Source organism: Streptomyces sp. NPDC088400 (genome assembly GCF_044753355.1).
Lineage (GTDB): Bacteria > Actinomycetota > Actinomycetes > Streptomycetales > Streptomycetaceae > Streptomyces.
In genome coordinates this window covers 375,537-397,587 of sequence record NZ_JBIVMZ010000008.1, presented here as the reverse complement: position 1 = coordinate 397,587, position 22,051 = coordinate 375,537, and the positions used below count along the sequence as shown (strand labels likewise).

Here is a 22,051-nt window from a genome sequence, read left to right as displayed (position 1 = left end):
GGGGACCGGAACCGGGGCAGAAACGGGGGCGGGGCGGGGGCGGAGACCGATCTGACCCCGGACACCGGCCCCGGATTATGATGCCGAGAGGGGACCGGAGCTCCGTAACCACACGGAAGGGGCGGACCGCTACCCGGAGCACATATCGAGGAGACAGAGATGTCGCATGCCCCCGATGTTCCCGGAGCCGGTTCTGCCGGTTCTGCCGGTTCTGCCGGTTCGGACACCCCGAATCTCGACTTCGCCGGGACCACTCCGTACGAGGACTACGTCCAGGCGGACGTCCTCACCCATTTGCAGCACCCGCTCTCGGACGACCCCGGCGAGATGGTCTTTCTCGTCACCACTCAGGTCATGGAGCTGTGGTTCACCGTCATCGTCCATGAGTGGGAGACCGCGTCCCGCGCGCTGCGCGAGGACCGCACGCAGGTGGCCGTGGACGCGCTCAAGCGGTCCGTGCGCGAGCTGGACGCGCTCAACGCGTCGTGGAAGCCGCTCGGTCAGCTGACACCCGCGCAGTTCAACTCGTACCGCAGCGCGCTCGGCGAGGGCTCCGGCTTCCAGTCGGCGATGTACCGGCGGATGGAGTTCCTGCTCGGTGACAAGTCGGCGTCGATGCTCGTGCCGCACCGGGGCGCCCCGCGCGTCCACGCCGAGCTGGAGAAGGCGCTCCAGGAGCCGAGCCTGTACGACGAGGTGCTGCGGCTGCTCGCCCGGCGCGGGCTGCCGGTGCCGACGGCGGTGCTCGATCGGGATCTGTCGCTGAGGTACGAGCCGTCCCCGGGGGTCGAGGAGATCTGGGCGGGCATCTACGCGGACCCCGACCAGCAGGGCGAACTCGTCCGGCTCGGCGAGGCGTTGACGGATGTCGGTGAGCTGGTCTGGCGCTGGCGCAACGACCATCTGGTGGCGACGCGGCGGGCGATGGGTTCCAAGACCGGTACGGGCGGTTCCGCGGGCGTCACCTGGCTGGAGAAGCGGGCCACGAAGAACGTCTTCCCCGAGCTGTGGACGGCGCGCAGCCATGTCTGAGTCCTCCACGCCTAACGAGCCCTCGGCGCCTGCTGGGTCCTCCGTGCCTGTCGGGCCCTCCGTACCTGTCGGGCCCTCCGTACCTGCCGGGTCCTCCGCGCACCTTGAGTCCTCCGCGCTCCCCGGGTCTTCTGATGAGTCCTCCGATCTCCTTGAGTCTCCGGTCGGACCCCTGGCCCGGAAGGCCGCCGCGCTCGACGCCGCCGATGAACTCCGCGCACTCCGCGACCTGTTCACGCTCGACGACGCCACCGTCTATCTCGACGGGAACTCCCTCGGCGCCCTGCCCCGCCATGTCCCCGCGCGCCTCCAGGACGTCATCGGCCGCCAGTGGGGCGAGCTGGGTATCCGGTCCTGGAGCGAGAGCGGCTGGTGGACCGCGCCCGAGCGGATCGGCGACCGGATAGCGCCGCTCGTCGGCGCAGGGCCGGGCCGGATCGTGGTCGGCGACTCCACCAGCGTCAATGTCTTCAAGGCCGTGGTCGCGGCCGGGCGCCTGCTGGATCCCGCCGAACCGGCCCGGGACGAGATCCTGGTCGACGCCACGACCTTTCCCACGGACGGGTACATCGCGCGGTCCGCGGCCCGGATGACGGGCAGTCCGATCGTCCCGGTCGACCCGTCCAGCCTGCTCGGCGCGCTCGGTCCGCGTACCGCCGTCGTACTCCTCAACCATGTCGACTTCCGTACGGGACGCCTCCACGACCTCCCCGGGATCACCGCGGCCGTGCACGAGGCCGGGGGCATCGTGGTCTGGGACCTGTGCCACAGCGCGGGCGCCCTGCCGGTGGGGCTGGACGCGCACGGTGTGGATCTCGCGGTGGGCTGCACGTACAAGTACCTGAACGGCGGGCCCGGTTCACCGGCCTTCCTCTACGTCGCCGAGCGCCACCAGGAACGGTTCGACTCCCCGCTGCCCGGCTGGAACTCGCACACCGATCCGTTCGCGATGGCCCCCGACTACGCGGCCGGGGACGGCGCCGTACGCGGCCGGGTCGGCACCCCGGACATCCTCTCGATGCTGGCGATGGACGCGGCCCTCGACGTCTGGGAGGGGGTACGGATAGAGGCGGTACGGGCGAAGAGCCTGGCGCTCACGGACTTCTTCCTGGAGTGTGTGGAGGCGTATGCCCCGCGCGGGAGGGTCCGTTCGCTGACGCCCACCGCGCATGCCGAACGCGGCAGCCAGATCGCCCTGCGGTGTGCCGAGGCGCCCGCCGTCATGGAGGCGCTCATCGCGCGTGGGGTGGTCGGCGACCTCCGCCGGCCGGACGTACTGCGCTTCGGCTTCACCCCTCTGTACACGGGTTTCGCGGACACGGAACGGGCGGCGAGAGTGCTGGGGGAGGTCCTGAGGGGAGTGCCGGATACGCCGTAGTACCGGACACGCCGTAGTGCCGGACACGCTCCAGTGCCGGGCACGCTCCAGTGCCGGGCACGCTCCACGATCTGTCCGCGTGACTGCAGGGGCGTGAGGGGCGAACGGGGGCCTGTGGGGCTGGTAGCGTCCCGCTGATCAAACCCATGCTGATCAGCCCTGTGCGATCAGGTCAATTCGGCCCCCGTACCGAAAGGTTGGAGCAAGATGCCGGACCCCGCCGCGCGCGATGCTGTTGCTCGTGACGCCGCAGAGGCCGAATCGGCCTTCGCCCACCCGGCCGTCCGGCCCGACGCCACCGCCGCGTACGGCGATCACCCTGATCAGGTGATCGACTTCTACGCTCCCCGGGCCAACCAGGAGAGTGTGCCGCTCGTCGTCGTCCTGCACGGCGGGGCTTGGCGGGCACCGTACGACCGTGCCCACCTCAGTCCGTTCGCGGACTTCCTGGCCCGGCGCGGGTTCGCCGTCGCCAATGTGGAGTACCGGCGGGGTGCGGTGCTGCCACAGCAGGGCGGCGAGGCGGCGGTGGCGGGGCGCTGGCCGGAGACGTTCGACGACGTGGCCGCCGCGATGGACGCGCTGCCCGCGCTCGTCGCGGACGCGCTGCCGCAGGCCGACGCGCGGCGGACCGTGGTGACCGGGCACTCCGCCGGCGGCCATCTCGCGCTGTGGGCGTCGGCCCGGCATGTGCTGCCCGAGGGCTCACCCTGGCGCCTGCCGCAGCCGCCGCCGCTGCGCGGTGTCGTCGCGCTGGCGCCGATCGCGGATCTCGTACGGGCCGTGGAGCTGGATGTGTGCGGTGGCGCGATCCTCCAACTGCTGGGAGGCGAGGAGGAGTTCAAGCACCGTAGGGAGAGTGCCAACCCGGCGGTGCTGGTGCCGACGGGGATCGCGACGGCCGTGGTGCAGGGCCGTACGGACCTGACCGTGCCGTACGCCGTCTCCGAGGCCTATGTGGACGCGGCGGGCCGGGCGGGCGAGATGGTCGGGCTGACCTTGCTGGAGGCCGTCGGGCACTTCCCGCTCATCGACCCGGCGGCGGACGCGTGCGCGGTGGTGGTGGAGGAGATCGCCCAGCTCGCGTGGTGAGCGCGAGCGCCGTGATGAGTCCGAGCTGCGTGGTGAGCGCGAGCGCCGTGGTGAGCACGAGCGCCGGGGTGAGCGCGCGCGGGGGACGGTGTGCGGGGGGACGGTGTGCGGCACCTCACCGCCCCGGTTGTACTCCGTGAAGCGGATGTCTTCCCTTCCTGGTCGGACCGCGTAGTACCTGGGACGGACGGGCGAGGATCCCCATCCCTGGTGACGACCCCGCCCACCCCCGCCGCCTACCGTGGCACCGTGACCGAGACAGACACCGGGAAGCCCCGGAGCCCCGAGTTCCGCCTGGCCGTGGGGGCGCTCGCCGGCCTGCGCAAGGATCTCTTCCAGGACGCCTTCGCCTACCGTCCGCTGAAGCCCATGCGGACGGACGGCCCGATGGTCCGCCGGCTGCCGGACCGGCTGCGTGAGCGCGCGGTCTGGACCCCGCACGCCGCCATCGTGATGGGCGCGATGGCGGTCCTGTTCCTGGCCTTCGTCGACCACGCGTACCCGCCCGACTACCTCGCGGTGCTGGTGGTTCTCCTGACGATGGTCAGGCCGGTCGGTGCCTGGTGGCTGGCGCTGGGTGTCAGCATGGTGATAACCGCCTTCGACGATTTCGACTGGCCCTGGACACCCGGTGTCTTCCTCGCCTACCTCATCGTGATGGCGGTGGTGGCGGTCCGCACCCGCCCCCGCGTCGCCGTCTGGATGTGGATGATCACGGTGTGCTACGCGACGTTCGTCGAAACCTTCCTCAACCGCGGTCACGGGTACGGAAGTTCGACGTCGTTGATGATGATCTTCCTCTCCGCGATCATGCTGCTGGGCATCGCCATGCTGCATGTCCGGCGCGACGCGGACCGGGAGGTCGCGGCCCAGCAGAGCGTCACCGCCGTCGAACGCGACCGGCGCACGCTGCTGGAGGAGCGCACCACCATCGCCCGTGAGCTGCACGATGTGGTCGCGCACCACATGTCGGTCGTCGCGATCCAGGCCGAGGCCGCCCCGTACCGGGTGGAGAATCCGCCACCCGAGCTGGAGCAGGCCTTCGTCACGATCCGCGAGAACGCGGTCGCCGCGCTGACCGAGCTGCGCCGCGTCCTCGGCGTCGTACGGTCGGCGGACTACCAGGCCCCGGACGCCCCGCAGCCCACGCTCACCGATCTCGACGGGCTCCTCGGCAATGTCCGGGACGCGGGACTGACCGTGGAGAAGGTGATCACCGGCTCGGTCCGTGCGCTTCCGCAGGGCGTCGAGCTGTCGGCGTACCGCATCGTCCAGGAGGCGCTCAGCAACGCGCTGCGGCACGCGCCGGGGTCGACCGCGAGCGTCGAGATCAGTTACGTACTGGGCGGGATCGGTCTGCGGATCGTCAACACACCGCCCCGGGGCCTGGTCAAACCGTCTCCCGGATCGGGACACGGCATCACGGGTATGCGGGAGCGTGTGGCCATGCTGAACGGTGAGATGACCGCGGATCTCCTGGAGGACGGTGGCTACGAGGTAGCCGCGTTCATCCCGGTGGCCGCCGTACGGGACGGGGACGCGTCATGACGATCCGGGTACTGATCGTCGACGATCAGGTGATGGTCCGGGAAGGCTTCTCGGTGCTGCTGAACGCGATGCCGGACATCGAGGTCGTGGGGGAGGCGGTGAACGGCCGCGAGGCCGTCCGCCAGGTCACCGTGCTCCGCCCCGACGTGGTGCTGATGGACATCCGGATGCCGGAGCTGAACGGCATCGAGGCGACCCGCGAGATCGTCGCGGGCAACGCCGACGCGAAGGTGCTGGTGCTGACCACCTTCGACCTCGACGAGTACGTGTACGAGGCGCTGCGCGCCGGTGCCTCGGGCTTTCTGCTCAAGGACGCCTCGGCGCGTCAACTCGCCGACGGGGTACGGGTGGTGGCGGCCGGCGAGTCGCTGCTGGCGCCGACCGTCACCAGGCGGCTGATCACGGAGTTCTCCAAGATCTCGGAGACCCCGCGGGCCCCGACGATGGCCCGGATAGGTGATCTCACGGAACGCGAGACGGAGGTCCTGGTGCTGATCGCGCAGGGCCTGTCGAACGCGGAGATCGCCGAGCATCTGGTGGTCGCGGAGTCCACGATCAAGACGCATGTGAGCCGGATCCTGGTGAAGCTGGGGCTGCGGGACCGTACGCAGGCGGCGGTGTTCGCGTACGAGGCGCGGCTGGTCACGCCGGGGTGAGGTGGCGGTAGAGGTAAGCAGTCGGCAGCGTGCGCCGGCGTCCCGTGTCGGCCCGCTTCGCCCACAGGCTGTGGACGAGGCGGGCCGATGCGCGTCGCGCGCCCGGTCCGGTTCAGTTCAGCATGTCCCTGCGCCGCAGCCCCGCCAGACCCGCCGCCGTCAGCGCCGCCGCGAGCGCGGTCAGTACGGCCACCGGCGTCCACGCCATCTCCGCGCCCGGCAGCTTGGGCAGATGCCCGAACGGCGACAGGTTCATCACCGCCTGCGGGAGGTCGATCGCCGGGCCGATCCAGCCGAGGGTCAGGGCCAGTCCGGCGACCGCCCAGGCGGCCACGGCCGCCTTCGGGAGGGCGCCGTACAGCAGGACGGCCAGCGCGCCCAGGAGCCAGATCGCGGGCAGTTGCACGAGGGCGGCGCCCAGGATTCCCGGCAGGTCGTGGCCGTATCCGAGGAACAGGCCCACCCCGCCGAGCAGCATGATCAGGACGGCTCCGGCGAAGGCGATCAACAGATGGCCCGCCGCCCAGCGCAGTCGGCCGACCGAACCCGCGAGGACCGGTTCGGCGCGCCCGCCGGTCTCCTCGCCGTACAGCCGCAGCACGGAGGCGACCACGTACAGCGCCGCGACCATGCCGAGCATGCCGGTCATCGCGGCGAGGAAGGCGTCGGTGAGGCCCTGATGGCCGCCCATCCGCTCGAAGATCTCCTTGGTCCGCTCGTTGTCGCCGACCAGCTCCGCCGCGCCCTCGGTGATGCCGCCGAAGAGGATCCCGGCCACCAGGAAGCCGGCTCCCCAGCCGATGAGGCTGCCGCGCTGGAGCCGCAGGGCGAGCGCGCCCGCCGTGCCGAGCCTCCCGGCGGCCGGTCCCGGCCGGGCGGGCAGGAAGCTCATGCCGATGTCGCGCCGGCCGGTGAGGGCGTACGCGAGGACGGCCTGGACGGTGATGGCCGCCGCCAGGATCAGCAGGGCCCACCAGCGTTCATCGGCGTAGGCGCGTACGTTCTCCGCCCAGCCGATCGGGGAGAGCCAGGTCAGGACGGAGGAGCCGTCGTCGGTCGCGGCGTCGCCGGCCGCCTTGAGTACGAACGCGGCGCCGACGACCGCGCCCGTGAGGCCCTTCGCGAGCCGGGCGTTCTCGGTGATCTGCGCGGCGATCGCGGCGGTGCAGGCGAAGAGCATGCCGACGCCCGCGGTCGCGAGGCCGAGCGCCAGCGAACCGGTCGTGTCCCCGGTGCCACCCGCCAGGCCACCGGTGATCACCAGCGCCAGCGCGGCGTTGGCGATCAGGGCCGTGAGCAGGGCGGCGGTCAACGGCGCCCGGCGTCCGACCATCGCGGAGGACAGCATCTCCTGACGGCCCGTCTCCTCCTCCTCGCGGGTGTGCCGTACGACGATGAGCAGGCTCATGACGGCGGCGAGCGCGGACCCGAAGGCGATCATGCGCGCGGTGGTGAGCCCGCCGATGGAGTCGGTGAAGAAGGGCCCGTACAGCGCGCGCAGTGAGCTGTTGGCCGACATCGACCGTACGACGTCCGCCCGCGCGGCGGCCGTGCCGTACAGCGAGGAGTAGGAGTTCGAGACCGACAGGTACGAAGCGCCGAGGACGAGCACCCACACCGGGATCATGATCCGGTCGCGCCGCAGGGCGAGCCTCAGCAGCGGTCGCGTACCGGCGAGATGCCGGGAGCCGCCGGTGCGCGCGGCCGGTACGACCCCGGTGGTGGCGGCGGTGGCGGTCATCGGGACACCGCCCCGCCGACGGCCGGCCGCTGCTCGTCGGCCGCGTAGTGGCGCATGAACAGCTCTTCCAGGGTGGGCGGAGTGCTGGTCAGCGAGCGGATGCCGGACGCGGAGAGGGAGCGCAGTACGGCGTCGAGCTTGTCGGTGTCCACCTGGAGCCGGACCCGGTGGCCCTGGCCCCCCGTGACGGTCTGTTCGGCGAATCCGTGCACGCCGGGGAGCCCGGCGAGTGGGCCGGGCGGGCCGGAGAGCTCCGCGCTGACGCTCGTACGGGTCAGATGGCGCAGCTCGGTGAGCGAACCCGATTCGACGGTCGTCCCCTTGCGGATGATGCTCACCCGGTCGCACAGCGCCTCGACCTCGCTCAGCACATGGCTGGAGAGGAGGACGGTCCTGCCCCGGTCGCGCTCCTCGACGACGCACTGTTGGAAGACTTCCTCCATCAGCGGGTCGAGCCCGGAGGTCGGCTCGTCGAGGATCAGCAGGTCCACGTCCGAGGCGAACGCGGCGACCAGGGCGACCTTCTGGCGGTTGCCCTTCGAGTACGTACGCCCCTTCTTGGTGGGGTCGAGTTCGAAGCGGTCGACGAGCCGCGCCCGGCGGGCGGTGTCCAGGCCGCCGCGCAGCCGTCCGTACAGGTCGATGACCTCACCGCCGGAGAGGTTGCGCCACAGCGTCACGTCCCCCGGTACGTAGGCCACGCGCCGGTGCAGGTCGACCGCGTCCTTCCACGGGTCCCGGCCGAGGAGCTGGGCCGCGCCGGAGTCGGCGCGCAGCAGGCCCAGGAGGACTCGGATGGTGGTGGATTTGCCCGAGCCGTTGGGGCCGAGGAAGCCGTGGACCTCACCGGTCTCGACGGCGAGGTCCAGGCCGTCCAGCGCATGTGTCCGCCCGAACGACTTGTGCAGTCCGGCGACGGTGATTGCCTTCGTCATGATGTGGAAAGTACGCTACTTTCACAAAGTTATGAAGTTAAGGAAGCGTAAAAAGGGTCGGGTTAAGATCAGGGAGCAGGCCGAGCCGGGGGCGTTGAGGGAGACGATGGGGCGATGAGCAGCCAGAACAGCGCGAGCGGTCCGGGCGGCCCGGACCAGGGCGGCCCGGGGCCGAGGGCGGACACGGAGGCGGTGGCGCGCTTCGTGGAGCGTTTCGCGTCCGAGATGACCGGTGCCGGGATGCAGCGGGCGGCGGCCCGGGTCTTCGCCGCTCTGCTGGCCTCGGACGACGCGAGCCTGACCTCCGCCGAGCTGAGCGAACGGCTCAGCATCAGCCCCGCCGCCGTATCGGGCGCGATCCGCTACCTCACCACGGTCGGCATGGTCAGCAGGGAGCGCGACCCCGGCTCCCGCCGGGACCGGTACCGGCTGCGCAACGAACTCTGGTACGCCACCCTCGCCCAGCGGGACTCGCTGCTGACCCGCTGGGAAGACGCCCTGCGCGAAGGCGTCGACTCGCTCGGGAGGGACAGTCCGGCGGGGGCGCGGATCGCGGAGACGCTGGCCTTCTTCGAATTCATGCAGGAGGAGTTGGGGGACCTGCTGGACCGCTGGCGGGAGCACCGGGCGAACCTGCTCCTCGAAGGGGGCGGGGCCGGGAGCGACCGGGGTTGAGCGTAGATGCGGCCGGGAGGGCCGGCCGGGTCCGTCCCTCAGTCGGTGACCGGGCCCGCCCCTGGGTCGGTGGCCGGGTCCGTACCTCGGCCGGTGGCCGGGCCCGCGTCGAACACTCCGGCGTGCGCCGCGTGGTACGCCGCTTCCGCGCTGAGCTGGACCAGGCGCTCGTCGACCGAGCCGCGCAGGACCAGGATCCGGTAGTAGAAGGGGGCGCTGAGGGCTTCGATCACCTCCTTCGCGTCCACGTCCGGGGAGAGTTCGCCGCGTGCGACCGCGTGGCCGACGATCCGGGTCACATGCTCGATCCGGGCGGTGAAGGTGGCGCGGACGATGTCCGCGATATGAGGGTCGTGCGCGGCCGCGGCGATGATTCCCTCGATGACGTTGCGGTTGCGCAGCGTGCCGTGGAACTCGGCGATGGCCTGGGCGAGTTCGTGCAGATCCCGCCGGAAGTCGCCCGAGTCGGGGGTGGGGATCGTCGCACTGTGCTGTGACAGCAGGTCGATGACGACGCCTTCGACGGTGCGCCAGCGCCGCCGGATGGTCGAGACATGGACTCCGGAACGCTCGGCGAGTGTGTCCATCGTCAGGGCCGAGAACTCACGTGTGCCGAGCTCTTCGAGGGCCGCCGCCAGGACGGCCGCGCGGGTGCGGGCCGTCCGTCCGCCGGGCCGGGCCGAGCCGTGAGGGGGTCGCTCTGTCGTCATGGTCCTCGTCGTCGTCGCCGTCGTCCCGTACCGCGCAATCTAATGCGTCCGGTGGGCACCGGATCTTCACTCCCGTCTCCTCCCGCCTCGGCCGTTGCACGTTGCATGACGTGCTCACGTCGCGATAACGTAGCCGCCCTAATGCGTGGAAGCACGCATTAGGGTTCGGGGGATTGGGGGGCCGCAGAGCAGGATTCTGACTGCGGCCCCCCAACAGCATGTGTGTGCGGTCGCGGTATTGATCACGCTCGGGAAGCGGGAAGCGGGAAGCGGGAAGCGGCGCCCGGCCGAGGCCACGCCCCACGCCCACGCTCTACGCCCCGGTCGCCGTCCCGGCCCCCGCCGCCGCGCCCGTCCCCGCACCGGCGGGCAGCGTCAGCTCCCAGGCCGCCGGCCGGAGCGTCCAGGTCCGGGTCCGTACCGGGCCCGTGAGCCGGGCGTCCGCGCGGTAGCGGAAGTCCGCGCCCGAGACCGTCACGGACAACGCGCTGGCCCGGACCGGTTCGGCCGCCGCGTGGGTGCGGATCACGACCTCGGCGCGGCCGCCGCAGGAGCGCACCGTCACCCCCTCGACCGGCTCGTCCAGGTCACTGAGCAGCACGCCGTCCGCCTCGACCCGAAGCCGGTGCGTACGCGTGGCGAGAGCTCCCGGGACCGGCCGGACCAGCGTGCGGACCAGGGACCGGCAGGTGTGCCAGACGGCAGCCGCCCCGGCCGCCGGGCCCGCGCCGCCCGAGGTGCCCGCCCCGAGCGACCCGAGGGCTCCGAAGGCGCCGAACATCCCGTCCGCCCGATCGGTCCGGTCCGGCTGGTCCATCCCGTCCGCCCGGTCCGTCCTTTCCCTCCGGTCGGCCCCGTCGGCCACCGGGAGGGCCGGGATCCGCAGGTCTCCCAGCACCACCCCGTCGCTGTCGTCGACCAGCAGATCCAGCCGGCGCACGACCCCGTCCAGCACGGCGCGCGCCGCCGCCACCGCGCCCGTCGGTACGCCCAGCGAGCGCGCCAGCTCCACGGAGGCGCCGACCGGCACCAGCGAGAGCGCCCCGGACGCCAGATCCCGCTCCCGGTGGAGCAGGCCGACCATCCGCAGCAGCGCGCGGTCGTCACCGATCAGCACGGGCCGTCTGCTGCCCCGTCTGGCCAGCGCCCGCGCGAACTCCTCAGGGCTGTCCGGGAGCGCGATCTTCATCGTCGCACCCGCGCCCAGCACGTCTTTCGCGATCCGTACGGATTCGCCGTCGGTCCGGCGGGCGACCGGGTCGATGACCACCAGAAGATCTTGCGCGCCGTTCTCGGCGGGCTCCGGAGCCGACACCTCGGTCCTTCCTCGGGTAGCATCTTTGTGCAAGAGCCCCTTGCGCTATTGCGCCAGGGGCTTCGTCTATTCCGGGGCAACCGGTTCGACGGTTCGGGCTGTGTCGTACGACGTCGTGCGATGGCAATGCGATGACATACGGCACACGTGCGCCGTACGGAAAAGCGTGTGCGCGCTCCCTGACCTTGGACATGCCCCGCCCGGAAGGGGTGTACGCCTGTGCCCGCACTTGTGCTGCTCGGTGCTCAGTGGGGTGACGAAGGCAAGGGAAAGGCCACCGACCTGCTCGGTGGATCCGTGGACTATGTCGTGCGCTATCAGGGCGGCAACAACGCCGGCCACACGGTCGTCGTGGGCGACCAGAAGTACGCACTGCATCTCCTCCCTTCCGGAATCCTCTCCCCGGGGTGTACCCCGGTGATCGGCAACGGAGTGGTCGTCGACCCGGCTGTCCTGTTCTCCGAGCTGAGCGGGCTCAACGAGCGCGGTGTCGACACGTCCAAGCTCCTGATCAGCGGTAACGCGCACTTGATCACTCCGTATCACACCACGATGGACAAGGTGACGGAACGGTTCCTCGGATCGAGGAAGATCGGTACGACGGGCCGGGGCATCGGCCCGACCTACGCCGACAAGATCAACCGCGTGGGTATCCGCGTCCAGGACCTGTACGACGAGTCGATCCTGATCCAGAAGGTCGACGCGGCGCTGGACTTCAAGAACCAGATCCTCGCCAAGCTCTACAACCGGCGCGCCATAGAGTCCGGCAGGATCGTCGAAGAGCTGCTGACGTTCGCGGACCAGCTCAAGCCGTACGTCGCCGACACGACGCTGGTCCTCAACAACGCGATCGACGAGGGCAAGGTCGTCCTCTTCGAGGGCGGCCAGGGCACGCTGCTGGACGTGGACCACGGCACGTACCCCTTCGTCACCTCCTCCAACCCGACCGCGGGCGGCGCCTGCACCGGCGCGGGTGTGGGGCCGACGAAGATCACCCGGGTCATCGGCATCCTCAAGGCGTACACGACACGTGTCGGCGCCGGGCCGTTCCCGACGGAGCTGTTCGACGACGACGGCGAGGCGCTGCGCCGTATCGGCGGCGAGCGGGGCGTCACGACGGGCCGCGACCGCCGCTGCGGATGGTTCGACGCGGTGATCTCGCGTTACGCGACGCGGGTCAACGGTCTGACGGACTTCTTCCTCACCAAGCTGGACGTGCTGACCGGCTGGGAGCGGATCCCGGTGTGTGTGGCGTACGAGATCGACGGCAAGCGCGTCGAGGAACTCCCGTACAGCCAGACGGACTTCCACCACGCGAAGCCGGTGTACGAGTACCTGCCGGGCTGGTCGGAGGACATCACGAAGGCGACGACCTTCGCCGAGCTGCCGAAGAACGCGCAGGCGTACGTGAAGGCGCTGGAGGAGATGTCCGGCGCACCGATCTCGGCGATCGGCGTGGGTCCGGGACGTACGGAGACGATCCAGATCAACTCGTTCCTGTAGACCGGTGGTTGACCGCGCCGAGCCCCGGCGCGTGGATCGCGCAGCGCCCCGGCGGCCGTGACGGACGGCCGCCGGGGCGCTGTCGTACCCGGATGCCCAACCCGCGCGGCAGAAGTGATATGGAGGTAGATTCTGGGGTGATCCAGCCTCAGTCGGCCCTTCCCCGGGCCGGGCCGGAGCCCGTCCGGCCGGCGGGCACTACGGCGGATTCCGGCAGGTGACGGAGGCCGAATGCACAAGCGCGGGCACCAGGCGGCGGGTGCTGTACCGCGGCGAGCGGGCCGCCTCTCCTGGGGGCCGCGCTCCCTCGCCGGTCAGCTGATGTGGGTCCAGCTGGGGCTCGTGGTGGTACTCGTCGGCATCGCGGTCCTGACCTTGGTGCTCCAGTCGCGTGCCGCCGTCATGCAGGAGGCGGAGCGCCGCTCACGAGCGGTGGCCGAGACGTTCGCGCAGGCGCCCGGAACAGTGCGGGCCCTGGACGGCCCCGACCCCACCGCGGTCCTCCAGTCGGCGGCCGAACGGGACCGCCGCAAGGCCGATGTCGACGCGGTGGTGGTGTTCAGCCCGCGGGGAATCCGGTACACCCACCCGGACCCGAAGCTGATCGGCAAGCATGTGGTCGGCCCGTACAAACAGGCCCTCACGCAGGGGACGTTCACCCGTACGTTCAACGCGAGCACCGGGCTCACGGTGGTCTCGATCGCGCCGGTCGTCCGGGGCAACGGCTCGGTCGCCGGACTGGTCTCGGTGGGCATCACGGTCAAGCGGGTGCAGAGCGACGCGGCGGCCCAGCTGCCGGTCCTGCTCGGCGGCGCGGTCGGCGTCCTTCTTCTCTCCGCGGCCAGCACGCTGCTCGTCGGCCGCCGTCTGCGGCGGCAGACCCATGGGCTGGGTCCGGCCGAGATGACGCGGATGTACGACCATCACGACGCGGTACTGCACTCGGTCCGCGAGGGCGTCCTCATCATGGACGCGGATCACCGACTGCTGCTGGCGAACGACGAGGCGCGGCGTCTGCTGGACCTGGGGCCGCTTCCCGAGGGAGAGCGGGTCGCCGGCCTGGGGATGGACCCGCGGGTCGTCGAGCTGCTGACCACCCGCCGCGTCGTCTCGGACGCCGTGTGCCCGGCCGGGGACCGGCTGCTGGCGATCAACATCCGGCCCACCGACACACTCGGCGGCCAGGCGGGCAGCGTGGCGACCCTGCGTGACACCACGGAGCTGCGCGCGCTCTCGGGCCGTGCCGAATCCGCCCGGGAGCGGCTCCGTCTGCTCCAGGAGGCCGGAGCGCGGGTCGGCACGACTCTGGACGTGCGCCGGACGGCACGGGAGCTGGCCGAGGCTGCCGTACCCCGGTTCGCCGATCTCGTCACCGTCGAGCTGGCGGACCCGGTACTGCGGGGCGACGAGCCGACGGACCCGAGCGGCCCACTGCGCCGCACGGCGGTCAGCGCCGCTCAGCCACCCGGCGGCGAGTCGACCGACACCGGTCAGTCGATCGACACCGGTCAGTCGATCGACACCGGTGAGGCGATCGACACCGGTGAGTCGGCCTACGAGGACGCGGCCGGTCGGGTGGGGGACGTGGCCGGTCGGGTGGGGGACGCGGCCGATACGTCCCGTACCGCCGGTACGGGTCAGGGCGCGGCCCCAGCCCCCGCGCCCTTCCCCGCGGATGAACTGGTCGACTACTCCCCGCCCGCCCCGCAGGCGCGGGCGCTGCGGGAGCACCGGGCGGTGCTGGAGCCCGGCCTCACCGGACACGAGGCGTGGCTGGAGGACTTCCGGCAGGCCGGGAGGATCCGTGAGCTGGGGCTGCGCTCACTCATCTCCGTTCCGGTCCGGGCCCGGGGCGTGGTGCTGGGAGTGGCCACCTTCTGGCGGTACGAGGAATCGGGTCCCTTCGACGAGGACGACCTCTCCCTGGCCGAGGAACTCGTCGGCCGGGCGGGCGTCAGCATCGACAACGCCCGCCGCTTCACCCACGAGCACGCCACCGCCGTCACGCTGCAACGGAGCCTGCTTCCCGGGGCGCTGCCGGACCAGGACGCGGTGGAGGCGGCGTACCGCTATCTGCCGGCCCAGGCCGACGGGGCCGGGGTGGGCGGCGACTGGTTCGATGTCATCCCGCTCCCGGGCGCGCGGGTCGCGCTGGTCGTCGGGGACGTCGTCGGGCACAGTCTGCACGCGGCCGCCACGATGGGCCGGCTGCGGACCGCCGTCCAGAGCTTCTCCGCGTTGGACCTGCCCCCCGACGAACTGCTCGGCTGCCTGGACGAGTTGGTCACCAGGATCGACGACAGCGTCGGCGCGGACACGGCCCGGATCTCCGGCGCGACCTGCCTGTACGCCATCTACGACCCGGCCTCGGGGCGCTGCACGATGGCGACGAACGGCCACCCGGGGCCCGCGCTCGTGCGGCCCGACGGCACGGTCTCCTTCCCCGAGATCCCCGTCTCGCCGCCGCTGGGGCTCGGTGGCGAGCCGTTCGAGACGGCGGAGCTTGATCTGCCGGAGGGGAGCCGGCTGGTCCTTTTCACCAAGGGCCTCGTCGCCGGCCGGCATCAGGACATCGACATCGGCATCGGGCGGCTGCGCGCGGCGCTGGCCGGGCTGCCGGACCGCACACCGGAGGAGACCTGCCAGGGCATTCTCGACGCGGTCCTGCTGCCGCACCCGAGCGACGACGTCGCGCTGCTCGTCGCCCGTACCCGCCGACTGGACGCGGAGCACATCGCCGAGTGGCCGGTGGACCGCGATCCGGCCGCCGTGGCCCGGATCCGTACCGAGGCGGCCGACCGGCTGGCCGTATGGGGCCTGGCGGAGCTGGCACCGGCCACCGAGCTGATCGTCAGCGAGCTGGTCACCAACGCGATCCGTTACGGCACCGGTCCCATCCAGGTCCGGCTGATGCGTACCCGCAGTCTGATCTGTGAGGTGGCGGACGGCAGTACGGTCGCCCCGCACCTGCGCCGTGCGGCGACGACGGACGAAGGCGGCCGCGGGCTCTACCTCGTCTCCCGGTTCGCCGAACGGTGGGGTACGCGGTACCTGACCAGGGGCAAGATCGTCTGGACCGAACAGTCACTGGCGGACGGAAACCTGCCCCCGAACGCCCTCACGGACGAGGCCCTGCTGGACCAGTGGGACGACTCGGCCCCGTGACAGTCAGGCCCTCGCGGGGTACGCTCCCGACCCTCCCGCCCGGGTGGAACAGCGCGCACACGAAGGCGATGGCGAGCGCGATGGCCATTCCGTAGAAGACCGCCCTGTTGGCCTCGGCGAAGTCCAGGCGGATCTCGCCGATGAGTTCGCGGGTGATCTGGGAGACGGGGTCCGAACCGGTGGGTACGCGGGTGTCGCCGTTGCCCGTCACGGTTTCGGCGATGGTGTGCCCCACGTTGTGGGCCGGGCCGCTGGGGGCTCCCAGCGACTGGAGAGTCCCGGCGACGCGGTTCGTGGTGGTGTGCATGAGCACCGTGCCGAACAACGCGACGCCCACGCAGGCCGAGAAGGTGCGGACGGTCTGCGTGAGGGCGGTGACCTCTCCGTACGGCGCGCCGATCACGCGGTGGACCGCGTCCGTCGAGGCCGGGGACAGCAGGAGGCCGATGCCCGCTCCCGACAGGGCCACGTACGGCCATTGGTCGTGCATGGAGAGCTGGGTCACCTTGCTTGCCCACAGCGCGAATCCGAGCGTGCCCAGCGCGGTGCCGAGCAGGATGGCCGGGCGTGCGCCGTACCGGTCCTGGATACGGTCGCCCCAGTACGAGGCGATGGCGAAGCCGACGAAGAAGTAGAGGAGGTACAGCCCCGCTTGTTGCGGTGAGGCGCTGAGCGAGACCTGGCCGTACACCGAGGCGAAGAAGAACACCGGGACGAACGCCGTCATCGCGAAGAACAGCACCGCCGCGTCGACCGCGAACCCCCGGTCCCGGAAGGCCCGGAGGTCGAGGAGCGGATGGCTCCTCCGGCTCAGTTCGTAGCGGCAGAACGCCACCAGCAGGAGCACCCCGATCACGAGGCACAACCAGGTCGCGGCCGACCCCCAGCCCCAGGTGGCCGACTGCTGGAGCCCCAGCACGCTCAGTCCCATGCCGGCCGCCACGAGTACGGCGCCGGGCAGGTCGAAGGGTTCGTGGCGGCGCGCGGTGTCCGGGATCCTGGCCTTCGCCGCCAGGACGAGGGCGATCGCGGCGACCGGAACGTTGATCCAGAAGATCGCCCGCCAGCTCCAGGCGGTGAGCCAGCCGCCGAGCAGCGGGCCCAGTACGGTGAGCGCGCCCGCCACCCAGAAGAACAGGCCCAGGGCCTGGCCGCGCCGGTTCACCGGGAACACCGCGACGACCACGGCGAGCGCCGCCGGGAACATCAGCGCCGCGCCCACTCCCTGGGTGGCCCGGAAGGCGATCAGCCAGCCCTGCGCGACATCGCCCGTGGGGACGACCGCGCAGAGGATCGAGGAGATCACGAAGACGAGGGTGCCGATCAGCATCACCCGGCGATGCCCGAGGATCTCCGACAGCCGCCCGCCGAGAGCGAAGAACGCGGCCAGGGTCAGCAGATAGGCGTTGAACACCCACTGCATCGCGGTGGCCGAGAGCCCCAGATCGTGGACGATGTCGGGCGCGGCGACGGCCACGATGGTCTGGTCGACGAACGTCATCGACACGGCGAAGAGCATGGCGGCCAGAGCCATGGTCCGGTCCGGCGCGCTGTTACCGGTGCCCGGTCCCGTACGAGGTCCGGAGCCCGGTCCCGTACCTGGTCCGGAGCCCGGTCCCGTACCCGGTCCGGAGCCCGGTCCCGTACCCGGTCCGGTGCCTCGTGCCGTGGCCTTCCGCGCGCTCTTCCAGAGGTCCCGGCCCTTCGAGAGGCCCCGCCAGGGGCCCTTTCCTGGGGTCGCTATATCCCCTTTGTCGCTCATGCGGGAATCTTCCCCTGGGGTGGGGTGTCACGCACCCCGGACGGGACCGACCGGTCCGGGGCATTCCGGGGACCGGCCGCCGCGTCAGTCCCCGGGTGTCAGTCCCCGGACGGCCGCGTCAGATGTGCGAACGCGTCCAGGTTCCGCGTCGACTCGCCCCGCGACACCCGCCACGCGTACTCCTTGCGGATCGCGCTCGCGAACCCCAGCTCCAGCAGGGTGTTGAAGGGACCGTCCGCCGCTTCGAGGACCGACCCCAGCAGCCGGTCGATCTCGTCCTCCGTGACCGCCGCCAGCGGAAGCTTGCCGGTGAGGTAGACGTCGCCGAGGCGGTCGACCGCGTAACTCACCCCGTACAGCTTGAGGTTGCGCTCCAGCAGCCAGCGCTGGACGCGCTCGGCGTTCTCGTCGGGGTGGCGGATGACGAAGGCGTTGAGAGACAGCGCGTGCCGGCCGACCCGCAGGGAGCAGGTCGTGGACAGTTTGCGGGTGCCGGGGAGGGTGACGACGTACGAGCCGGGCTCCGGGCTCTCCCACTCCAACTCGGCGGATTCCAGGGTGCGTTCGATGGTCCGGGAGGCGGCCTGGGTTGCCGGGACTTCGTGCGTGGTCCGCTGTACGTCAGCCATGGTGCGAGCGTACGTGTTCAGCCGTTGCGCGAGGGCACACGCTCAGCCGTGGTGCGGGTGCACACACTCAGCCGTGGTCCGAGGCACGTTTTCAGCCGTGGTGCGCGCGGACCCGGCGGCGGTGATCGTGCATGGCCTCCGTGTACACGTCCGCCGTGGCCGAGGCCGCCCTGTCCCAGCCGAAGGACTCGGCGTGGCGCGCCGCCGCCTCGCCCATCCGGTCCACCAGCTCCGGGTGGTCGATGAACTCGCGCAGCGCCCGCGCGTACGCCGCCGGTTCGTGCCCCTCGACCAGGATGCCGGTCGACCCGTCCCGTACCGCCACCGGCAGACCGCCCACCGACGCGGCCACCACCGGGGTGCCCGTCGCCTGGGCCTCGATGGCGACCAGGCCGAAGGATTCGCTGTACGAGGGCATGACCAGGACGGAAGCGGCCCGGAACCAGTCCGCGAGCCGCCCCTGTTCGACCGGCGGCCGGAAGCGGACGACATCGGCGATCCCCAGCCGCGCGGCGAGCTTCTGGAGCCCCTCGGGCTTGGCCAGGCCCGTACCGCTCGGACCGCCGACGATCGGCACGACCAGCTTCGTACGCAGCGAGGGCTCCTCTTCGAGGAGTACGGCTATGGCGCGTAGCAGCACGTCAGGGGCCTTCAGCGGCTGTATGCGGCCCGCGAAGAGCGGTATGAACGCGCCCTGCGGCAGCCCGAGGCGGGCGCGGGCGGCGGCGCGGCCGTCCGCCGGACGGAAACGGTCGAGATTGACCCCGGGGTGCACGACGGCGGCCTTCGCGTGGTCGGCCTCGTAGAAGCGGACCAGGTCCTCGGCCTCCTCCGCCGTATTGGCGATCAGCCGGTCGGCGGCGCGCACGATCTGCGTCTCGCCGATGACACGGGCCGCGGGCTCGGGGGTGTCGCCCTCCGCCAGCGCGGCGTTCTTGACCTTCGCCATGGTGTGCATGGCGTGGACGAGCGGGACGCCCCACCGCTCGGAGGCGAGCCAGCCGACATGCCCGGACAGCCAGTAGTGGGAGTGGACGAGGTCGTAGTAGCCGGGGCGGTTGCCCGCCCAGGCCTGCATCACGCCATGGGTGAAGGCGCAGAGCTGCGCCGGCAGCTCCTCCTTCGCCAGGCCCTCGTAGGGACCGGCGTCGACATGCCGTACGAGCACACCGGGCGCCAGTTCCACGGCGGAGTCCAGTCCGCCGGCCGTGGCGCGGGTGAAGATCTCCACCTCGATGTCGATGGCGGCCAGCCGCTTCGCCAGCTCGACGATGTAGACGTTCATGCCGCCCGCGTCGCCCGTGCCCGGCTGGTGCAGCGGGGAGGTGTGGACACTGAGCATGGCGATCCGGCGGGGGCGGCGGTGGTGGCCGGGGAGTCGGAGACGGGACGGCCGCGGCTGCCGCGGGGGCCCCACCAGCGTGCCGGCGATACGGGACACGTACTGGCTCACGTCTGCGGTCCTCTCATCGGAGCTCGGAAAACGAAACGCGGAGCTCGGAGCTCGGATCACGGCAAGGAGAGAGGGCTGCGACCCCCTCCGAAGGCCGTCAACAGCTGAACGCACTCCTTCATTTCCGTTTTGCCAAATCATTACCGGAGAGGGCTCAACCTTCGGCGGCGAGGGCGTGGGCGAGGGCGAGGGCGTGGGCGGTCAGCGGTGACGGCTCGCCTCTCGTGTGGCTGCCCGGTCTCGCTACCCTCACTCGTATGGCGCATCCGTCCCCTTCCTCCCGGCCTGTGTCCCGCCCGGTGGGCACGGTGACCCGTGGCACCACCCACCAGAACCGGCTGCGCCGTATGGACCGCTGGATCACCGCCGTGCACGGGGCCGCGCTGCGCCGCTCCGCGGATCCCGTCGTGGTGGATCTGGGGTACGGGGCGGCGCCCTGGACCGCCGTCGAGCTGCTGCTGCGGCTGCGTACGGCCGCCCCGCGCGCCGAGGTCGTCGGCGTCGAGATAGATCCGGCCCGGGTCGCCGGCGCGCGACCGTACGAGCGGGACGGACTCCGTTTCCGGCACGGCGGCTTCGAGGTCCCGCTGGCGGGTGGCCGGCGGCCGATGCTGATCCGGGCGGCCAATGTGCTGCGTCAGTACGACGAGGGCGAGGTCGCCGCGGTCTGGGCGCGGCTGTGCGCACGTCTGGCGCCGGGCGGGCTGCTGGTCGAGGGAACGTGCGACGAGATCGGCCGGCGGCATGTCTGGGTCGCGCTCGGCCCCGAGGGGCCGCGTACGGTCACCTTCGCGACCCGGCTGGGCTCGCTGGAGCGGCCGTCCGACCTGGCGGAACGGCTGCCCAAGGCGCTGATCCACCGCAATGTGCCGGGCGAGCCGGTGCACGCCTTCCTGCGCGACTTCGACCGGGCGTGGGCGGCGGCGGCGCCGTACGCCTCCTTGAGCGCGCGGCAGCGGTGGATCAGGGCCGTACGGGATCTCGCGGCCGACTGGCCGCTCGCGGACGATCCGCACCGGCTGCGGCAGGGCGAGGTGACCGTCAACTGGGCGGCGCTCGCGCCTGGTTCGGGTACGAACGTTCGCTGACGCTTCCTGTGAGGTTCTGGCTCTCTCTGTCGATTTCAGAGGGGTCGTGACACGATCACGCGAGGTGTGGGGTTGGCTCGGAGGGGGAGCTTGTGAACCGACGTCGCTGTGCCGCTGCCGCGATCACGCTGGTCTGCGCGCTCGCGGTCCTGGCGTCGCCGGACCTGATGAACCAGGCGTACGCGGCGCCGCCCGACCCGGCCCCCGTGTCGTCCCCGCCGGCCGTCGCCCCGCCCGCGGTCGAACTCCCCCCGGGCGCACGGGCGTCGACCGGCACCGGCGCTCCCTCGGGAGCCCCCTCCGGCTCCGGTACTCCGCGCGGGAAGTCCCTCGAAGACGTACGGGCGGAGTTGGACGGCCTCTACCGGACGGCCGCCTCCGCCACCGACGCGTACAACCTCGCCGAGGAGCGGGCCGAGAAGCAGTCGGCCGAGGTCGTGAAGCTGGCCGGGAAAATCGCCGAGGGGCAGCGGCGGATGAGCGGTCTCAAGCAGCGCGCGGGGGCCGCCGCCCGTGCCCAGTACCGCGGGGGCGGGCTGCCGCCCGAGGCGGAGTTGGTGCTCACCGACGATCCGCGGCTCTTCCTGGACGGCGCGGGGCGAATACAGCAGGGCATGAAGGCCACCAAGGATCTTATCGCCGAACTGTCCAGGGCCCAGGAGGACTTGACGGCCTATACCGCCGACGCGGGCGCGCAGTGGCGGAAGCTCGAAGCCAACCGGGCCAAGAAGGAAAAGGCGAAGAAGGAGATCACGAAGCGGATCGCCGCCGCGAAGAAGATCGAAGCGGGCCTGGCGAAGGAGGAGCGCGCGCGGCTGGCGCGGCTGGAGAAGGACGCGGCGCTCACGGCGCAGTCGGCCTGGCTCTCCTCCGGCGCGCTCAAGGACATCAACCGGGCGTCGAGCGCGCAGGGCAGGAAGGCGGTCGAGTTCGCGACGGAGCAGATCGGCAAGGCGTACGTCTGGGGCGCGGAGGGGCCGTCCTCGTACGACTGCTCCGGGCTGACCTCGCAGGCGTGGGCGGCGGCCGGGCGGACCGTCCCGCGCACCTCGCAGGAGCAGTGGCGGCTGCTGCCGCGCATCGACATCGAGGACATGCGGCCCGGTGACCTGATCATCTACCACCAGGACGCGAGCCATGTGGGGATGTATGTCGGCGACGGTTCGATCGTGCACGCGCCGAGGCCGGGGCGGGACGTGACGCTGACGGGGGCGGGCTCGATGCGGATTCTCGGGGTCGTACGCCCGGACGAGGGCGTCGTACGCCCGGACGAAGGCGCCGTACGCCCGGACAAATAGGTCACGTGATCTACCGGCGGCGCCACGTGTGACGCAGCGCATCCGCACGGCCGTGAGGCCTGTCCCCATAC

General features: G+C 71.5%; 17 protein-coding genes. 10 read left to right on the top strand and 7 right to left on the bottom strand.

Annotated features, from left to right (window positions below; translation table 11 throughout):
• The first annotated feature begins 159 nt into the window (after window positions 1-159).
• The 5 genes from ACIQD6_RS22400 (at window position 160) to ACIQD6_RS22380 (ending at window position 5,706) form a co-directional block, all read left to right on the top strand.
• Entirely contained in the window at window positions 160-1,032 is an 873-nt protein-coding gene (locus ACIQD6_RS22400) for a tryptophan 2,3-dioxygenase (RefSeq protein WP_401884906.1), read from the top strand.
• 43 nt (window positions 1,033-1,075) lie between these two features.
• Window positions 1,076-2,410 carry a kynureninase gene (gene kynU / locus ACIQD6_RS22395; protein ID WP_401884904.1) on the top strand — a complete coding sequence of 445 codons (1,335 nt, stop codon included), beginning with the start codon at window positions 1,076-1,078 and terminating at the stop codon, window positions 2,408-2,410.
• Between the two features lie 207 nt (window positions 2,411-2,617).
• Window positions 2,618-3,502 (top strand): alpha/beta hydrolase family protein, encoded by an 885-nt coding sequence (locus ACIQD6_RS22390; RefSeq protein WP_401884903.1) that lies wholly within the window; start codon window positions 2,618-2,620, stop codon window positions 3,500-3,502.
• Window positions 3,503-3,712: 210 nt separating this feature from the next.
• Window positions 3,713-5,050 (top strand): sensor histidine kinase, encoded by a 1,338-nt coding sequence (locus ACIQD6_RS22385; RefSeq protein ID WP_401884901.1) that lies wholly within the window; start codon window positions 3,713-3,715, stop codon window positions 5,048-5,050.
• The gene (locus ACIQD6_RS22380) at window positions 5,047-5,706 is read left to right on the top strand and encodes a response regulator (RefSeq protein WP_401884900.1); all 660 of its coding nucleotides are present in this window, start codon (window positions 5,047-5,049) and stop codon (window positions 5,704-5,706) included. Before ACIQD6_RS22385 ends, ACIQD6_RS22380 begins: the two co-directional genes overlap by 4 nt.
• Before the next feature lie 112 nt (window positions 5,707-5,818).
• Here the strand turns inward: ACIQD6_RS22380 and ACIQD6_RS22375 are convergent, their stop codons facing one another.
• Together ACIQD6_RS22375 and ACIQD6_RS22370 are read right to left on the bottom strand one after the other, a co-directional pair.
• A complete protein-coding gene (locus tag ACIQD6_RS22375) occupies window positions 5,819-7,447 on the bottom strand; it encodes an ABC transporter permease (protein WP_401884898.1) in 1,629 nt (542 codons plus the stop codon).
• The gene (locus tag ACIQD6_RS22370; protein ID WP_401884897.1) at window positions 7,444-8,382 is read right to left on the bottom strand and encodes an ATP-binding cassette domain-containing protein; all 939 of its coding nucleotides are present in this window, start codon (window positions 8,380-8,382) and stop codon (window positions 7,444-7,446) included. The genes ACIQD6_RS22375 and ACIQD6_RS22370 overlap by 4 nt, the downstream gene beginning before the upstream one ends.
• A 114-nt stretch (window positions 8,383-8,496) precedes the next feature.
• Between ACIQD6_RS22370 and ACIQD6_RS22365 the strand changes: the two genes are divergently transcribed.
• Entirely contained in the window at window positions 8,497-9,057 is a 561-nt protein-coding gene (locus tag ACIQD6_RS22365; protein ID WP_401884895.1) for a GbsR/MarR family transcriptional regulator, read from the top strand.
• Between the two features lie 38 nt (window positions 9,058-9,095).
• On the opposite strand, the gene ACIQD6_RS22360 is transcribed toward ACIQD6_RS22365, so the two are convergent.
• Both ACIQD6_RS22360 and ACIQD6_RS22355 read right to left on the bottom strand, forming a co-directional pair.
• Window positions 9,096-9,767: a TetR-like C-terminal domain-containing protein gene (locus ACIQD6_RS22360; protein WP_401884893.1), complete on the bottom strand. Its 672-nt coding sequence runs from the start codon at window positions 9,765-9,767 to the stop codon at window positions 9,096-9,098.
• A 313-nt stretch (window positions 9,768-10,080) separates the two neighbouring features.
• Window positions 10,081-11,082 (bottom strand): diacylglycerol kinase, encoded by a 1,002-nt coding sequence (locus ACIQD6_RS22355; protein ID WP_401884891.1) that lies wholly within the window; start codon window positions 11,080-11,082, stop codon window positions 10,081-10,083.
• A 219-nt stretch (window positions 11,083-11,301) separates the two neighbouring features.
• On the opposite strand from ACIQD6_RS22355, the gene ACIQD6_RS22350 reads away from it, so the two are divergent.
• Complete coding sequence (locus tag ACIQD6_RS22350; protein WP_401884889.1) at window positions 11,302-12,585, top strand: adenylosuccinate synthase; 1,284 nt, start codon at window positions 11,302-11,304, stop codon at window positions 12,583-12,585.
• Window positions 12,586-12,816: 231 nt separating this feature from the next.
• A complete protein-coding gene (locus ACIQD6_RS22345) occupies window positions 12,817-15,750 on the top strand; it encodes a SpoIIE family protein phosphatase (protein ID WP_401884887.1) in 2,934 nt (977 codons plus the stop codon).
• On the opposite strand, the gene ACIQD6_RS22340 is transcribed toward ACIQD6_RS22345, so the two are convergent.
• From ACIQD6_RS22340 to mshA, 3 genes are all read right to left on the bottom strand, one after another.
• Complete coding sequence (locus ACIQD6_RS22340; protein ID WP_401884885.1) at window positions 15,704-17,284, bottom strand: MFS transporter; 1,581 nt, start codon at window positions 17,282-17,284, stop codon at window positions 15,704-15,706. The two genes, ACIQD6_RS22345 and ACIQD6_RS22340, sit on opposite strands and share 47 nt — an antisense overlap.
• A gap of 326 nt (window positions 17,285-17,610) precedes the next feature.
• Window positions 17,611-18,141, bottom strand: coding sequence for a YbjN domain-containing protein (locus tag ACIQD6_RS22335; protein WP_401884884.1), 531 nt, complete (start codon window positions 18,139-18,141; stop codon window positions 17,611-17,613).
• Window positions 18,142-18,232: 91 nt separating this feature from the next.
• On the bottom strand, window positions 18,233-19,594 hold the full coding sequence (gene mshA / locus ACIQD6_RS22330; protein WP_401884882.1) for a D-inositol-3-phosphate glycosyltransferase: 1,362 nt from the start codon (window positions 19,592-19,594) through the stop codon (window positions 18,233-18,235).
• A gap of 257 nt (window positions 19,595-19,851) precedes the next feature.
• Between mshA and ACIQD6_RS22325 the strand changes: the two genes are divergently transcribed.
• Together ACIQD6_RS22325 and ACIQD6_RS22320 are read left to right on the top strand one after the other, a co-directional pair.
• A complete protein-coding gene (locus tag ACIQD6_RS22325) occupies window positions 19,852-20,682 on the top strand; it encodes a class I SAM-dependent methyltransferase (protein WP_401884880.1) in 831 nt (276 codons plus the stop codon).
• A 92-nt stretch (window positions 20,683-20,774) separates the two neighbouring features.
• Window positions 20,775-21,980, top strand: coding sequence for a C40 family peptidase (locus tag ACIQD6_RS22320; protein WP_401884879.1), 1,206 nt, complete (start codon window positions 20,775-20,777; stop codon window positions 21,978-21,980).
• The last annotated feature ends 71 nt before the right edge of the window (window positions 21,981-22,051 follow it).